Below are 14,591 nucleotides of genomic sequence, written 5' to 3' on the forward strand. Positions count from 1 at the left end.
TTATAAATGAGCAGGTTATAAATGATTGGCTTGATGCTGAGGTAATACTTTTTGGCAATAGCTAATTATATCCTCAGTTAATTGTGCCATCAGCGCGCCAGATAACTCCCAGCAATGCCAGTATAAGGGCACATAAATAATTTTTTCAGGCAAGATATGAATTAACTTTCCAGTTTCAATTTCTTTCTCAATATGTAAACGAGAATTTAAACTATAACCTCCATCGGCGAGTGTGATATCCACAAATGCTTGTGAAGAGCGCACTGTATGACAAGGGTATTGCCCGCGTTGTAAGGAAAAGTTTTCCAATAAAAAGCGTAGGTGCATATCATCGTGTTGATCAAAAATCATCGCTGGCGCTTGCTGTAAGCTATGTTCATTGATTCCCTCTGAGAAATAGTGTTCAATAAAACTCGGTGTCGCAACACACAAATATTCCATATAACCTAAAAAATGACTTTCCCCACCACTAATTGTTTTAGGCTTGCTGGTAACACAGGCAAGTACTTCACCACTAGCTAATCGTTCTAATGTTTGTGATTCATCGGCTACATACAGGTTAAGAATCATTTTTTGTTGTTTTAATAAAGGCCTTAATGCATCAATAAACCAAGTTGCTAAACTGTCTGCATTAACTGCAAGTGGCAAAGGTTGTAATTGATTTTCTTGATCTAATTGCTTGTTTAACTCTGATTCTAATTGTAATACACGCTGAAAATGACCTAATAGTTTTTGTCCTAGAGGAGTGGTTTTAATAGGTTGATTGCGAATTAAAAGCGGTTGACCATGCTGTGCCTCGAGCAGTTTTACACGTCGCGATATCGCAGACTGGGTAATGTGTAAGCGTTTTGTCGCTTTTTCAAAACTTTGCTCACGTATTACCGCATCGAGTGCCGTTAGTAGCTTGTAATCCTGCATTAGAATACTCTCTTTTAGTTTCACATTAAAAATTCTAATGGTGCATTAATATTATTAGTTATATTTAATTTCATTTGCTCGTTATAGTCCAGTTATTATTTTAAAGGAGCGACAATGTTTTCAACTTATTTTACTGGACTGACGTTAATGGCGACGTTGATCATGCCGATCGGATTGCAAAATGCCTTTGTATTAAACCAAGGGATACGTAAGCAACACCACATATTCGTCGCTACTTTTTGTAGTTTGTCTGATGCTTTATTTATGAGTGTTGGTGTTTGGGGAGGCGCGACTATATTTAGCGCTTATCCGTGGTTATTACTTTCAATTACCATACTTGGTGCTTTGTTTATGTTGACTTATGGTTGGCAGTGTTTGCAACGAGCCTGGCAAGGTGGCGGTTCGATTGAAACGGATAACAGTCCACAAAGTAAGCAAAAAAGTTTTAAAATGATTGTGCTTGCCTGCTGTGCATTCACTTTTTTAAACCCACATGTGTATATTGATACCATTGTTATTTTGGGCGGTTTTGCGACTAATTTATTAGTTGAAGAACGTCTCTATTTTGTTATTGGTGGTGTGACAGCTTCTTTTCTGTGGTTTTTTGGTTTGGCTTTTTTAGGGGCAAAATTTTCAATTGTTTTGAGTAGCGCCAGAGCACAACGTATTCTTGATAGTTTTATTGGTTTGATGATGTGGGGTTAGCGATATTTTTATTATTTAACCTCAGTTCTGGATAATGGAAGTGAAATTAATTATCAAACACTTAAAAATATATCATACAGTGCTGTTGCTTTGCGGAGTTCCAGGCGAATCATTGCGACAATAATTGGTTATTGGTAGATGATTTAACGAAAAAATACGCCTAAATAACAGTACTGTATCGTTTAGCTTATCCAGAATTGGGGTTATTTAAATCGATACTGACCACCTATTCTAAATTATTCTGAATCTCGACTATCAATACCGTAGCGAGACAAAATCTCATTTATTTCACCCTCCGTAAGCATGTCTTCTAGGGCCCGTGAAATTTCAGCTTGGCGAGAAATAAAGTCTGATTTTTTAGAAATGCCAATGTACACAGGTTGCTCAACACGGTGAACATAATTAGCATGCTTGATGTTTTGCGAGAGGCCTAAGCTTTTAACTCTCACATCACCAGCAACACAGCCCATGATGACAACATCAATATTGCCTGCTTTTAATATACGAAATAAGTTATCGTCGGTTGTGGCATCGTGTTTTTTAATCTTTTGGTCGCTATGAAAGGGCTCAAAATAAGCAACTTTTTTTACAACACCTACTGTGAGGTTAGATAAGTCTTGGTAATTGTTTATCTCATTTGTATCGGATTTATTTTGATAGAAACAGGTATTATTTGACATACGGTAGGGAGGCTCAATAAATGCCATGTAGCTTTCACGCTCAGGTGTTTTTAATAATCCTGTCATGAGATCTCCTCCGCCGACTTGCATGTATTTTAAACATCTATTCCAACCACAACCTTTCGTTTCCAAGTCTACGTTCAAGCGCGCAGTTAATCCCTTAAGAATATCAATATCAATACCACTTAAACTGCCATCAGTTTCTATAACTCGCCATGGTGGCCAATGAGAATTTGCGCTGGTCAAGGATGTGGCAAATGAAGATAGTGGCAATAAGCCTAAAAATAATGCAATTATAATTGGCAAAATAATCTCCTGATAATATGTTAGCTATTTAAATGATTTTTTTTAAATGTAATTTTAGACACATGTTTTTCTGCCCTTGTATACTGCAATAGATAGCATAGAACCTCAAAGCGTTATTTTCTACTTGTAAAAGAGTATTAATTCTATTTTGTAGCAAACATGAATTTTTTATTCTGATTGATATGTTATTGAGAATCATTTTTATATTGTGAAGACTGTTTTTGCTTTCTATATTTAATGAATTAATTTGTATTAAGAGTTGGTATGGGAATCTCTTGGATATATGAAAAAAATGATTAAACATTTTGGACTATTACTGACCTTGTGTTTGCTAACCAGTACTTCAAAAGCAAAGGAGATTTTAATGGCCTTTAGCTTAGACATACCACCTTATATTTTTCAAGAATATGATAAGGGTATTGAAATAGACATGATAAACGCCGCCTTAGCAGTGCGAGGGCATGTGATTAAGCCTGTTTATTTTCCGCTAGGGCGTATACCTCTCGCTTTTAGGAATGAAACCGTTGATGCCGTGATGGGAGATATGGGAGTTGATCTATCACTTTACGGTGGCTTTTACGCGGATCCAGCCATTATTTATCAAAATGTGTTTATAACCCTGCACAAGAATAATATGACCATTAGAGAGCCAAAGGATTTAGATGGTTTAAGGGTTGTTTCCTTTCAAGAATCCGAAAAACGCTACCCTAAGTGGATGAAAAAAGTGAAAGATGAAAAACGTCTTTATGGTGTCAGCAATCAAATGTCACAGGTAAGATTGTTACTGCTAGAGCGTTATGATGTGGTGTTAAGTGACAAATATATATTCAAATATTTTTTAAAAGAATTACAGGATAAATCTAAACAGCCAGATGTATTATTGGATGAGCATAACTTTTTAGATTTAAATACTGATAATTATCGTCCAATTTTTAGAGATGAAAAAATACGAGATGATTTTAATTTTGGTTTAGAGCAAATAAAGAAAACAGGGCAGTATCAAAAGATTTATAGCTTTTATTTAAATAATTAGCTTCAGTTCTGGATAAACTAAACGATACAGTAGGGCGGGTTTCCTTTGCCGTTAGTTAAAGGAAAGCAAGTAGCCTAAATTCTAAATCACTCTGCGTAGAGATAGAAATGCATTCAGCGCGCTAGTCCCGCACTATCAACCTCGGAGCTAACTCGTTAAACTCATCCTGACATTAACCGAGCAAACGAAAAATGGGATGGTACTTTAGCTAGTGACTATCTTTCAGGCATTATTTATCCTTTTCAAACTAAGGGTAATCATTGTATAAGTTTTCTATTATTATTTATTTTGAGTTGCCATATAAAGAGACAATAAATGCTCTCCTGATGTTGTAGTTGGATATTTTGCAGTGGTATTAGGGATTAAATTACTAATCTTTGCATCATAATTGGGGTTATGAAAGAACACTAATGATTGCCGACGCGTTTCTGGGCCTGAGTTTTTTGGCGGGTTGATGACACGGTGAAGTGTAGAAACCCAAGTATCATTTGTCCATCTAGCCAACAAATCACCGATATTAATAATAAAACAATCAGGAACAATTGGTACATCAACCCATTCTCCTTGAGCATTATATACTTGTAATCCTCCTAATTTATCCTCAGTAGCAAGAATGGTAAGACTGCCATAGTCTGAATGAGCACCTGCACGGATTTGTCCGGCAACGGGAGCTTCTAATTGTTGCGGGTAGTTTCGAACACGAAGTCGGCTGATATGACGATTTATTAATTGATCAAAATAATCTTCTGGTAACTTTAAAGCTAATGCAAATATACGCATTAGCAAAGCCGCCAGTTCCCCCATTTCCCGATAATAAGTAGACCATACTTCCTTGAGCTCAATAGGTTTCTCAGGCCAAATATTAGCAGTGAAATGTTTACCTGTCGCTGGAGAAAAAGCGTAGTCTTGATGTGGAGTATCCACAGGACCAATCATAAAACTTTCATTAAGGTCGCTACCAATCGCATTCGGATCTCGAGATCGAGCAAGTGACTCTTCATCTACTCCAATGTAACCTCGAGCGACATCCATGGACGGCCTTGCTACTTTTTGTTTGTCTATTAATGGAAGATCAAAAAACTCTTGAGAGACTTTACGAGCTTTAGCAATCAGATCAGGACTAATACCATGGCCTTTAATCACCAGAAAACCTATGTCTCGGCATGCTTGATCGACTGCCTTTGCGACCTTTTTTTATCGAGTTCATTACCAATACGAAAAGGTTCGAGATCAATAACGGGTACATTTAATAATTTCATGAATATGCTCCTCAGGTAAATAATTAGACTAATGCATCGCCACAATCCACTAATACAGTTGAGCCTGTAGCGGAGGGGTTAGTTGCAAGATATAAAATAGCGTGGGCGATATCATCGGGTGCCACTATTTGCGCGGTAGGTAATTTCTCCCGCATGGAAGCAAATTTAATTTCTCGTCCTTCTTCACCAAGACGATCCCATAGTGGGGTGTGGGTCGTACTCGGAGATACCGCGTTAACACGAATTCCTTGTGGTGCGAGTTCAAGTGCAAGCCCGCGCATAAGGCCTTCTACAGTCGCATTAAGCGCTCCTTGTAAAACAGCGTTAATATTAGGTCTTTGTGCGTAAACTCCTGACACAAATGTTAGCGAACCTCCTTTATTAATTTTAGCATTGCGACCTACATAATAAGCGCCCCAAAATTTACTTTGCATCCCATCATGCGCTTGATCAAGAGGAAGGTTTTTTACAGAACCTACCTGAGTAGAGGACCCTGTTAAGATGACATGATCCCAGGGAGGTTGAGAATCAAAGAAATTTTCTACTTCAGAAGCTGACCTGACATCTATATTTTGAGATAAAGTACCCGATGGCAGACGTTTTAAAGCTAAATCAAGGCGTGCAGTTGTTCTCGATGCGATGTTAACTATAGCGCCATGATTAGCGACGACGTAGTGCGGTTGCTTCACCAATGCCAGAACTCCCTCCAATAATTAATATCCGTTGGTTTGTAAGCATAAATATCTCCAATAATAACTTAATAAATATAAAGTAACTTATTATTGCTAGCAATAATTTATTAATTGCTAGCAATTTTTAAGCCATAATCTTTAATAAACTCAAGTTGAAATAGAAATTATGTTTTTATTCTTATGTGGGAGGTAAATTTTATAAGGTCAACTAAATAATTTGTTGGCCGATGCGTATTATTTAGTAACGAATTTAATGAATAGTATTGGCTAACTTAATGCTCAACTCTCCTTAACGAAAAGTATCAAGTCATCAATAAAAGTTAATGATCTGTTTAAAATATTTAAGGTGATGCTCAAACGAGCTTTAAAATTAATAAAAATGAATCATGGGAGTGCAAAATTTTTAAAAAATGCACTGTGATGGCGCATTTTTTTATTGAATCCAGTAAATATAGGCTTTTGATGTTGGCATTTAAATTGCTAGCTATAACTCTAATACTGCTAGCAATTATTTTGTTTTAGCTAGCAGTTCTCTGTTTGCATCAATCGCTAATTAAAAGGAAGAGGTAACTTATGAGCTTTTCAATGATTAAAAAAACGTTTAAAAAAGGATTTTATACCGGTATTTATAGTGTATTTGCTCTGGGTACGATTACTGCTCATGCCGCGGAACCTATAAAAGTGGGATTAGTTGTCGCTTTATCTGGGCAATCAGCCAAATCCGGGGAGGCAATTACGCGAGGTTTAACTATCGCGATTGACGAAATAAATGCAACTGGTGGAGTACTGGGGCGTCCGTTAGAGTTGATTCGTCGTGATGATGAAAGTAATCCATCAAAAGGGTTGTTAGCTTCAAGAGAGTTAATACAAAGAGAAAAGGTTTCGGTGTTATTCGGTGGTTTAGATACACCTGTATCACTGGCTATTGTTCCTGTCATTAATCAATTAAAGATGCCATTTATGGGTGTTTGGGTCGCAGGTACGCCAATAACCAAGAATGGTGCAAAAGACAATTATGCTTTCCGTGTTTCTGCAGTAGATGAAATTGTTGATGAAGCGCTAGTTGAATACAGTATTGATAATTACGCGATGAAAAAACCTGGCATGATTTTGATTAATAACCCTTGGGGCGAATCCAATGAAAAAGGGATAGCTATGGCACTTAAAGCGCGAGGTATTGAATATACCGGAATAGAAAGAATTGAAAATAGTGATCTGGATGTTATTCCACAATTAACTCGCTTAAAAGAAGCAGGGACAGATACATTATTAATGGTTGCGAATGTAGCGCCTTCAGCACAAGTTGTTAAATCTCTTGAGCGTATGGGCTGGGATGTTCCTGTTGTTTCTCATTGGGGACCGGCTGGTGGTCGTTTTGGAGAATTAGCTGGCCCGACTGCTGATCGTGTTCATTTCATCCAAACCTTTACTTTTACTGATGTTGAAACAGGTAAAGGGGGCGATATATTTAAAAAATTACAAGCAAAATTCCCTGAAATCAAATCTGTTGCAGATGTGACCCCAGCAGTAGGTATCGCTAATGCTTATGATGCAATGCACCTAACGGCATTAGCCATCGAAAAAGCGGGTTCAACGAAAGGTAGTGCTATCCGTGATGGTTATTATGAAATTGGTCAATACGACGGTTTAATTAAGACCTTTAACAAACCTTTTAGCAAAGATCAGCATGATGCAATTGGCCCTAATGATTACTTATTTACACATTTTGTAGATAACCAAATTGTGCCAGTAAAATAAATTTTATAAATCAGCAGGGACGCTATTTATATCTTTAGGAGAAGTTATGTTATCAGTCGCTATTATCACAGGGTTAGGTTTAGGGTGTATGTATGCCTTATTAGCTTTGGGTTTTCATATTACCTACATCGTTAGTAAAACCGTTAACTTTGCTCAAGGCAGTGCCATGATGGTCGGTGCGGTCTTAGCATATACCTTTTGTATTACTTGGGGATTTCCATATTGGATCGCATTTTTCATCACACTCATTATTTGCGCTCTTTATGGTCTTCTTATTGAAAGGTTTTTAGTTCGTCCTTTTGCGAGTAAAAATTCAGAAGCTTGGTTAATGGCGACTGTGGCAGGAGGAATACTTGTAGATAACTTAGCGCTGTTTTCATTTGGTAAAGAACCCCGACAATTTATCAGTGAATTCGCCAATCAAAGTTTAGACCTGTTTGGTGGTAGCATCTCTGCAGTTCAGATTGTTATTCCATTGGTTGGCTTAGCAATTACGGTTACTTTAGTGCTAATCAGCAAATACACACGTTTAGGTAAAGTATTACAAGCATGTGTTCAGAATCCACAATCGGCGCAATTAATGGGCATAAATGTAAGCCGAGTGGTAGCGATCAGTTTTGCTATTTCGACCGTATTTGTCGCCATCGCGGGTATCTTAATCGCACCGTTATTTGCAGTACATTCTGACATGGGAACTTTGTTTGGATTAAAGGCATTTGCTGTTGCTATTTTAGGAGGAATTGCAAGTGCATATGGCGTCTTTATGGCGGGGTTAATCTTTGGATTAATTGAAGCTATTGTAACTATTTATTTTGGTTCTGCTTTCACTCAAATAATTACATTTTCATTAGTCATTGTGGCTCTCGCGGTCAAGCCTAATGGGTTATTTGGTAAAAATCAGGAGGTGAAAGTATGAATATGGCTAACAATAAATCTTTAGCAATATTAAGTATGCTGACACTTATTAATTTCACTTTATGTTTTATATTAGATAGTTATTCGTTATTGGTTTTTACACTTTGTGTATTAACCGCTTTAGTAGGCATTGGCCTTAATATTTTAATGGGAATGAGCGGTCAAATCAGTTTTGGGCATATTGCTTTTTACGCTATTGGCGCTTATCTCAGTGCTTTGTTATTAATGAATGGTGCTCCCTTCGTGATAGCGATGTTAATGAGTGCGCTTATTTGCTGTTTAATCGGTGGCTTACTCGCTATCCCTGCCATGAGAGTAAGTGGCCCATATTTAGCAATGATAACGATTGCCTTTGCATTTGTCGTTCATCATGGCTTAATTGAGTGGCGTTCATTGACCGGTGGTGGTAATGGCCTAATGGGCATTCCGATGCCAATGTTTGCAGATATGGATCCTAGTCAGTTGCTTGCCGTAATATCAACAATAGCATTAAGTTTATCACTGTTAGTGTATGCTTTTTTATATAATAGTGGATGGGGGAAAGCGATGCGAGCGGTTAAAGCAAGCCCAATTGCGACTCGATCTTTAGGCTTTAATCCTGTTCAAACAAAAACTTTAGCGTTTGCATTATCTGCGTTTTTTGCCGGATTAGCTGGTTCAATCATTCCTTCACTTATGCTGTTTATTAGCCCGAGTACATTCCCTTTTTCGCAGTCTATTTTATTTGTTTTAGTGGTCATTATTGGTGGAGCTAGTACCTTATGGGGGCCTGTTTTAGGTGCTGTAATTGTTGTTCTATTACCAGAAGTATTATCTCCTTTAGCAGAATATAGGCTGTTGATCTTTGCTGTATTATTATTAATCGTTTTATGGGGAGCGCCTAGAGGAATATTAGGTGAACTAGAAGCAAAATTCACTCGTTATAAAAAGGAGTTTCCACCCAAATCGGTAAATAAAGAGTTTATTAATAATTTTTATGATCGTGCAATAAACGGTTTAACCTCACTCAAAGTGGATAAAATTGGTATTCAGTTTGGTGGTGTTAAAGCCGCTCAAAATGTTACTTTTGAAGCAGAGTTAGGGCAAGTTACCAGTATTATTGGGCCCAACGGGGCAGGTAAAACCACAGTATTAAATATGATCAGTGGTTTCTATAAACCCAATCAAGGAAGTATTGAATTAAATGAGCAATTAGCAGGAAAAAACGCTTATCAAATAGCAAGATGTGGCATTGCTAGAACTTATCAAACGAGTCAGTTATTTGATGATATGTCTGTATTGGAAAATCTATTAACTGCGATGCAACAGGGGCGACTAGGGCATCCATTTATTTCTAACAAAACGGAGCAAAAAGAGCTTGCTTTGAATCTACTGTCCTTAGTTGGTTTTAAAGGAGGAATACATACTCCGACTCAAAATTTAGCGCATGTAGATCGCCGTATTGTAGAAATAGCAAGAGCATTAGCAACTCGCCCTTGGGTTTTATTGTTAGATGAACCTGTCGCTGGCCTAAGTAGACAAGATACTGATAAACTATCTGCTTTGCTGAAAACCATTGCAAATTTTGGTATTGCAGTCATTCTCGTGGAGCATGATATGCAGTTAGTTATGGACGTTAGCGATAAAATTTTGGTGTTAGATGCAGGTAAACCAATTGCGATGGGTGAGCCAAGTGATATCAGACAAGATAGTAAAGTAATAGTCGCTTATTTAGGGGGACAAGTTACCAAGCAAGCCCTCGCAAAGAAGCTTGGAAAGCAAAAAGAGAAGCTGTTTTATTTACTAAGGATTTAACTATTGACTATGGCGCAAGACCAGTAGTTGAAGACGTTAGTATTGAAGTTAATCCAGGAGAATTGGTTGCCATTTTAGGGGCTAATGGGGCAGGTAAAAGTAGTATTTTACAAGCTTTAGCGGGTTTAAAGCGTCCGATCGAAGGTTCTATTGGTTTACAAGATCAATATATACATGAATTAAGTGCCAATGAAATTGCTAAGAAAGGGCTCGCTTTAGTACCTGAAGGGCGACAGTTATTTGGCGAGCTTTCTGTTAAAGATAATTTATTAATAGGAGCATATTCAAGAACGGATAATGTGAATGAGGAAGAAGAACTTAATGAAATAATGAAGCGTTTTCCTCGATTAAAAGATCGTATCGATAACTCCGCAGGCCTTCTTTCTGGTGGTGAGCAACAAATGGTTGCTGTTGGCCGAGCTTTAATGGCAAAACCTAATATATTATTGTTAGATGAGCCATCTTTAGGGCTGTCACCGGCGATGATTGGTGAGTTATATGATGCATTAGCGAGTTTACGTGATGATGGTGTGACGATTTTATTAGTTGACCAAATGGCTAATTTAGCTTTGCAAGTTGCAGATAGAGCATATGTATTAGAAACAGGTCAAATTGTGAAATCGGGAACCGCACAGGAGTTATTGTCTGATCCCGATTTAGAAGAAGCTTATATGGGGGCTAGCGCATGATAATTGATACTGTCGTTATTAATTGCCTATTAGAGGGCGAGAGTGAGCTGAATTGTGTCTTAATAGCTGATGGAAAATTTGTCAGATTTATTAAGCAAAGTACATTTACTTCTTCGCAACTACAAGATGTGAAAATCATTGATGCTAAAGGGCAACTCATGTTACCTGCTTTGGTGGAGACACATATACACCTAGATAAAGCATGTATCTTTTCTCGATGTGAATTACATCAAGGCACGTTATCAGAAGCGATTGAGCAAACTGCAAATGCTAAATCTAACTTCAATTATGAAGATGTATATAATCGAGGAAAGAAAGTAATAGAAAAGGCAATTAAACAAGGTACAAGCTATATGCGTACCCATGTAGAAATTGACCCTATTATTGGCTTAATTAGCTTTAATGCAATTAAACAATTAAAGTTAGATTATGCGTGGGGAATTACGTTGGAGCTTTGTGTGTTTCCCAAGAGGAGTCGCACAATAACCCTGGAACATTGGCATTATTAGAAGAAGCTTTGCAACAAGGAGCAGATTTGTTAGGAGGATGTCCCTATACAGACTCTTTACCTGAAAAACAAATTGATACACTATTTGAACTCGCTTCTAGATATGATGTTAATTTAGACTTTCATCTAGATTTTGATTTAGATAGTCGTAATATGTTGCTTCCATATGTTATCAAAATAACAGAAAAATATAACTATCAGCAACGCGTTACGGTAGGGCATGTGACTAAGTTATCAACATTGCCCCAGGATGAACTGATGGTTATTGCTGAAAAAATGGCGTTAGCAGGTGTGCATTTAACAGCATTACCTAGTACTGACTTATTTTTAATGGGACGAGAGTTTGATCACAATATACCTCGTGGTATTGCTCCCTTAATGTCTCTTGTCAAAGCTGGGGTAAATTGTTCGATCTCAAGTAATAATATTGAAAATCCCTTTACCCCCTATGGAGATTGCTCTCAAGTTAGGCAAGCTAATTTATATGCTAATGTTGCACAGTTAGCAACTAAGAAAGAATTAGAGCAATGCTTAAAATGGGTTTCTTCGGATTCAGCAAAATTAATGCGGCTTGTAGATTACGGGCTTAATGTGAATATGCCAGCTGATGCTGTTTTCTTCCCTGTTGATAATCGAGCTGAAATTGTAGCGACTATTCAGTCTCCGAGTTTAGGTATTAAAAATGGAAAGGTGACTTTTACTCGCTCAGATGCATTAATGTATCCACCATAATTAACCCTTGAATATTATTATTTAAAAATAAAACTCTTCCTCTTAATTTCCATTAGCTGATGTCATTTATTGATATCAGCTTACATTTGGCTTCTTTTTTTGTTTTAAAACAAATTATTCCATCTTCATATCAATTTTAAAGACATTACTTTTGATTTCACCAAGCACAATGCAGTATCATTATTTTTCAGCTAGCAATATAGCTAGGTATTTAAGGTATAAATGTAAAATGAAAAAAGTGGTAACAAAAGCATCAACTAACAAACAGAAAGAAATAGAAAGAATTATTAGTTCACTATCTCGAGCAATTGCTCAGCATAAGCTAAAACCAGGGCAACGTTTAGTTGAAGCTCAGATTGTTGATGCATTAAATGCTAATCGGAATCATGTTCAGTCTGCGTTGCAACGCTTAGCGTTACAACATATTGTTAAAATTGAACCTAATAGAGGTGCTTTTGTTGCACAACCCAGTTCACAGGAAGCTCGTGAAATATTTGCTACTCGACGTATTGTTGAAAGAGGCATTGTTGAGAGCATCACTAAAGAGACAATACAGCAAAATTGGGACAAAATTGAGGCCCATATGAAAAATGAGGAAGATGCTACTCAGGGTAATGATAGGCAAGTGATAGTTAGTACCCTTAGTCAGTATCATCGTTTGCTAGCTGAAATGTGTGGTAATACTGTTTTAAAAGAAATCTTTGAAAACTTAATGGTACGAAGCTCTCTTATTGTTGCCTTATATCAACGTAATGATGTTCCTTCATGCCAGCATAATGAGCATCAAGATATCATTGATGCGCTGGTGGATGGTAATCAAGAGTTAGCAGTTCAAGTTATGTTACAGCATTTACAGCATTTAGAGTCAGAATTAATACTCGATAATAATCAAGCGCAAGTGACTGATTTAGTAATGGCATTAAAAGAAATATAATTTGAGATTGCTGGAGGGCCATACTTTTTGAGTTATTGCATCTATAAGCTTAAGGTTCTATTTTGTGGCCCGATGTATTTTTATGCTTATATTTTAGCAATATAAGCATAAATAATTTTTTAATATAGGAAAAAATATCAAGTTTCTTATAGATGTCAGTTTTTATTCTACAGTACGATTTATTTCAGGTGTTAATATCCATTCTGCGCTATCATTGAGCACATCCATCTTAGTTATTTTGCCTTCACGAACTTCGAAACGATCAGTATATCGGTTACCATTAAATTCTCGGCCATCAGGCCATTGACCATATAAAAAACCGATTGAATAAACTACACAATGATCTTCTTTTTCCATTGCATCGTATTGCTTTATCGATTTTTTAACCCATTTATAACGACTTTTATTAAATGCTGTAATGGTTTCTGCATCAGGCATTTCTCTTCGACCTGTAAAAGTAATTTTTGTATCGCTAGACATAAAAGTCGTCGCTAATGTGGGATTCGGTTCCATTGATGCTTCAAGGAACTTACTTACAATTTCAATTGCTCTCTCTAATTCAGTCATTTTTATTCCTTTAAAACTAATTTAAGTTATTAGATGAGTAAAACATGTTTTACGAGATAAAAAATAAATAGATGAGTTATATCTACAAGCACTAACCTTAACACTATTGCTAGCAATTGCAATTATATTGCTAGCAATAGTGGTGGTGAACTTTGCGAGGTTAGAAACTTAAAGCGGTTGTTTAGGATATATTAATGGCCGGGAATAATTAAGTTCCTTTATTGGAGCTATATTTTTATAAACTTAACTAAAAAGCTTACTTCTATTAGTTATTCAGTTAACCGTATTTAGTTTTTATTTCTGCAACGGATTTATGCTCGTTTAGTACATCTCAACATATAATTCACATCAACATTTTTAGTGATATTAAACCCATTTGTTAGTGGGCTGTATTCTACGCCACATAGATCTTCACACTTAAGTGAAGTTTTATCAATATCTGCGATTAAGCTTGAAGGACGAATAAACTTTTCATATTCATGTGTGCCTTTAGGTACCCATTTTAAAATATGTTCTGCACCGATAATCATCATCAAATAAGATTTAAAGGTTTTATTGATTGTTGAAAAGTATACGCCGCCACCCGGTTTGACCATGTCGCAACAGGCTTTAATAATAGAAGCAGGATCAGGCACATGTTCTAACATTTCCATACAGGTGACGACATCAAATTGTTCACTATGTTGACTAGCAAATTCTTCTGCTGTTATTTTTTGATATTCTATTTGTGTCTTGGTTTCCATCGCATGTAATCGGGCAATTTGTAATGATGCGTGTGCCATATCGATGCCAATGACATCAGCGCCCTGAATCGCCATACTTTCAGCTAAAATACCGCCACCACAACCAACATCAACTACCTGTTTAGCAAATAACCCATTTACACCTTGTTCAATATATTCAAGACGGGTAGGGTTAAGCATATGCAAGGGCTTAAAGTCTCCCTCTAAATCCCACCATTGTTCAGCCATTGCTGAAAATTTTTCGATTTCTTTAGGATCAACGTTATTGGTAAAAGATGATGTTTCGACTTCGGATGTAATAACAGACATAAATAGTGACCAATTAAAAATGATAAAAGCGATTATAAGCCAGTATAAC

15 protein-coding genes are annotated in these 14,591 nt (G+C 36.8%); 9 read left to right on the forward strand and 6 right to left on the reverse strand.

Annotated elements, in window-relative coordinates:
• Positions 1-15 precede the first annotated feature (15 nt).
• Positions 16-918: a LysR family transcriptional regulator ArgP gene (locus ACLKMH_RS11110; protein WP_413702014.1), complete on the reverse strand. Its 903-nt coding sequence runs from the start codon at positions 916-918 to the stop codon at positions 16-18.
• Between the two features lie 114 nt (positions 919-1,032).
• Here ACLKMH_RS11110 and ACLKMH_RS11115 point away from each other — a divergent pair, with 114 nt between their 5' ends.
• Positions 1,033-1,623 (forward strand): LysE/ArgO family amino acid transporter, encoded by a 591-nt coding sequence (locus tag ACLKMH_RS11115; protein WP_413702015.1) that lies wholly within the window; start codon positions 1,033-1,035, stop codon positions 1,621-1,623.
• 236 nt (positions 1,624-1,859) lie between these two features.
• On the opposite strand, the gene ACLKMH_RS11120 is transcribed toward ACLKMH_RS11115, so the two are convergent.
• Positions 1,860-2,609, reverse strand: a complete 750-nt coding sequence (locus ACLKMH_RS11120; RefSeq protein WP_413702016.1) for a substrate-binding periplasmic protein — start codon at positions 2,607-2,609, stop codon at positions 1,860-1,862.
• Between the two features lie 283 nt (positions 2,610-2,892).
• Between ACLKMH_RS11120 and ACLKMH_RS11125 the strand changes: the two genes are divergently transcribed.
• Entirely contained in the window at positions 2,893-3,642 is a 750-nt protein-coding gene (locus ACLKMH_RS11125; RefSeq protein ID WP_413702017.1) for a substrate-binding periplasmic protein, read from the forward strand.
• A 279-nt stretch (positions 3,643-3,921) separates the two neighbouring features.
• Here ACLKMH_RS11125 and ACLKMH_RS11130 read toward each other — a convergent pair whose 3' ends face one another.
• The gene (locus tag ACLKMH_RS11130; RefSeq protein WP_413702018.1) at positions 3,922-4,785 is read right to left on the reverse strand and encodes an isopenicillin N synthase family dioxygenase; all 864 of its coding nucleotides are present in this window, start codon (positions 4,783-4,785) and stop codon (positions 3,922-3,924) included.
• 139 nt (positions 4,786-4,924) lie between these two features.
• Positions 4,925-5,590 carry an SDR family oxidoreductase gene (locus ACLKMH_RS11135; protein ID WP_413702317.1) on the reverse strand — a complete coding sequence of 222 codons (666 nt, stop codon included), beginning with the start codon at positions 5,588-5,590 and terminating at the stop codon, positions 4,925-4,927.
• A 588-nt stretch (positions 5,591-6,178) separates the two neighbouring features.
• Here ACLKMH_RS11135 and ACLKMH_RS11140 point away from each other — a divergent pair.
• From ACLKMH_RS11140 to ACLKMH_RS11170, 7 genes are all read left to right on the forward strand, one after another.
• Positions 6,179-7,351, forward strand: coding sequence for an ABC transporter substrate-binding protein (locus ACLKMH_RS11140; RefSeq protein WP_413702019.1), 1,173 nt, complete (start codon positions 6,179-6,181; stop codon positions 7,349-7,351).
• Between the two features lie 46 nt (positions 7,352-7,397).
• A complete protein-coding gene (locus ACLKMH_RS11145) occupies positions 7,398-8,267 on the forward strand; it encodes a branched-chain amino acid ABC transporter permease (RefSeq protein WP_413702020.1) in 870 nt (289 codons plus the stop codon).
• Positions 8,264-10,060 (forward strand): ABC transporter permease subunit, encoded by a 1,797-nt coding sequence (locus ACLKMH_RS11150; protein ID WP_413702021.1) that lies wholly within the window; start codon positions 8,264-8,266, stop codon positions 10,058-10,060. The genes ACLKMH_RS11145 and ACLKMH_RS11150 overlap by 4 nt, the downstream gene beginning before the upstream one ends.
• A 41-nt stretch (positions 10,061-10,101) precedes the next feature.
• Complete coding sequence (locus ACLKMH_RS11155; protein WP_413702318.1) at positions 10,102-10,749, forward strand: ABC transporter ATP-binding protein; 648 nt, start codon at positions 10,102-10,104, stop codon at positions 10,747-10,749.
• The gene (locus ACLKMH_RS11160) at positions 10,746-11,258 is read left to right on the forward strand and encodes a hypothetical protein (RefSeq protein WP_413702022.1); all 513 of its coding nucleotides are present in this window, start codon (positions 10,746-10,748) and stop codon (positions 11,256-11,258) included. Before ACLKMH_RS11155 ends, ACLKMH_RS11160 begins: the two co-directional genes overlap by 4 nt.
• Positions 11,246-11,989 carry an amidohydrolase family protein gene (locus ACLKMH_RS11165; RefSeq protein ID WP_413702023.1) on the forward strand — a complete coding sequence of 248 codons (744 nt, stop codon included), beginning with the start codon at positions 11,246-11,248 and terminating at the stop codon, positions 11,987-11,989. The genes ACLKMH_RS11160 and ACLKMH_RS11165 overlap by 13 nt, the downstream gene beginning before the upstream one ends.
• Before the next feature lie 229 nt (positions 11,990-12,218).
• Positions 12,219-12,923, forward strand: a complete 705-nt coding sequence (locus ACLKMH_RS11170; protein WP_413702024.1) for a GntR family transcriptional regulator — start codon at positions 12,219-12,221, stop codon at positions 12,921-12,923.
• Between the two features lie 162 nt (positions 12,924-13,085).
• Here ACLKMH_RS11170 and ACLKMH_RS11175 read toward each other — a convergent pair whose 3' ends face one another.
• A complete protein-coding gene (locus ACLKMH_RS11175; RefSeq protein ID WP_413702025.1) occupies positions 13,086-13,490 on the reverse strand; it encodes a hypothetical protein in 405 nt (134 codons plus the stop codon).
• A gap of 311 nt (positions 13,491-13,801) precedes the next feature.
• Positions 13,802-14,542 (reverse strand): bifunctional 2-polyprenyl-6-hydroxyphenol methylase/3-demethylubiquinol 3-O-methyltransferase UbiG, encoded by a 741-nt coding sequence (gene ubiG, locus ACLKMH_RS11180; RefSeq protein ID WP_413702026.1) that lies wholly within the window; start codon positions 14,540-14,542, stop codon positions 13,802-13,804.
• Positions 14,543-14,591 lie beyond the last annotated feature (49 nt).

Source organism: Psychromonas sp. KJ10-10 (assembly GCF_047323245.1).
Lineage (GTDB): Bacteria > Pseudomonadota > Gammaproteobacteria > Enterobacterales > Psychromonadaceae > Psychromonas.

Bases quoted from the DNA above. Each gene is read 5' to 3' on its own strand.
- ACLKMH_RS11110 (WP_413702014.1), bottom strand. From the start codon at position 918: ATGCAGGATTACAAGCTACTAACGGCACTCGATGCGGTAATACGTGAG.
- ACLKMH_RS11115 (WP_413702015.1), top strand. From the start codon at position 1,033: ATGTTTTCAACTTATTTTACTGGACTGACGTTAATGGCGACGTTGATC.
- ACLKMH_RS11125 (WP_413702017.1), top strand. From the start codon at position 2,893: ATGAAAAAAATGATTAAACATTTTGGACTATTACTGACCTTGTGTTTG.
- ACLKMH_RS11140 (WP_413702019.1), top strand. From the start codon at position 6,179: ATGATTAAAAAAACGTTTAAAAAAGGATTTTATACCGGTATTTATAGT.
- ACLKMH_RS11145 (WP_413702020.1), top strand. From the start codon at position 7,398: ATGTTATCAGTCGCTATTATCACAGGGTTAGGTTTAGGGTGTATGTAT.
- ACLKMH_RS11150 (WP_413702021.1), top strand. From the start codon at position 8,264: ATGAATATGGCTAACAATAAATCTTTAGCAATATTAAGTATGCTGACA.
- ACLKMH_RS11160 (WP_413702022.1), top strand. From the start codon at position 10,746: ATGATAATTGATACTGTCGTTATTAATTGCCTATTAGAGGGCGAGAGT.
- ACLKMH_RS11170 (WP_413702024.1), top strand. From the start codon at position 12,219: ATGAAAAAAGTGGTAACAAAAGCATCAACTAACAAACAGAAAGAAATA.
- ACLKMH_RS11175 (WP_413702025.1), bottom strand. From the start codon at position 13,490: ATGACTGAATTAGAGAGAGCAATTGAAATTGTAAGTAAGTTCCTTGAA.
- ubiG (WP_413702026.1), bottom strand. From the start codon at position 14,542: ATGTCTGTTATTACATCCGAAGTCGAAACATCATCTTTTACCAATAAC.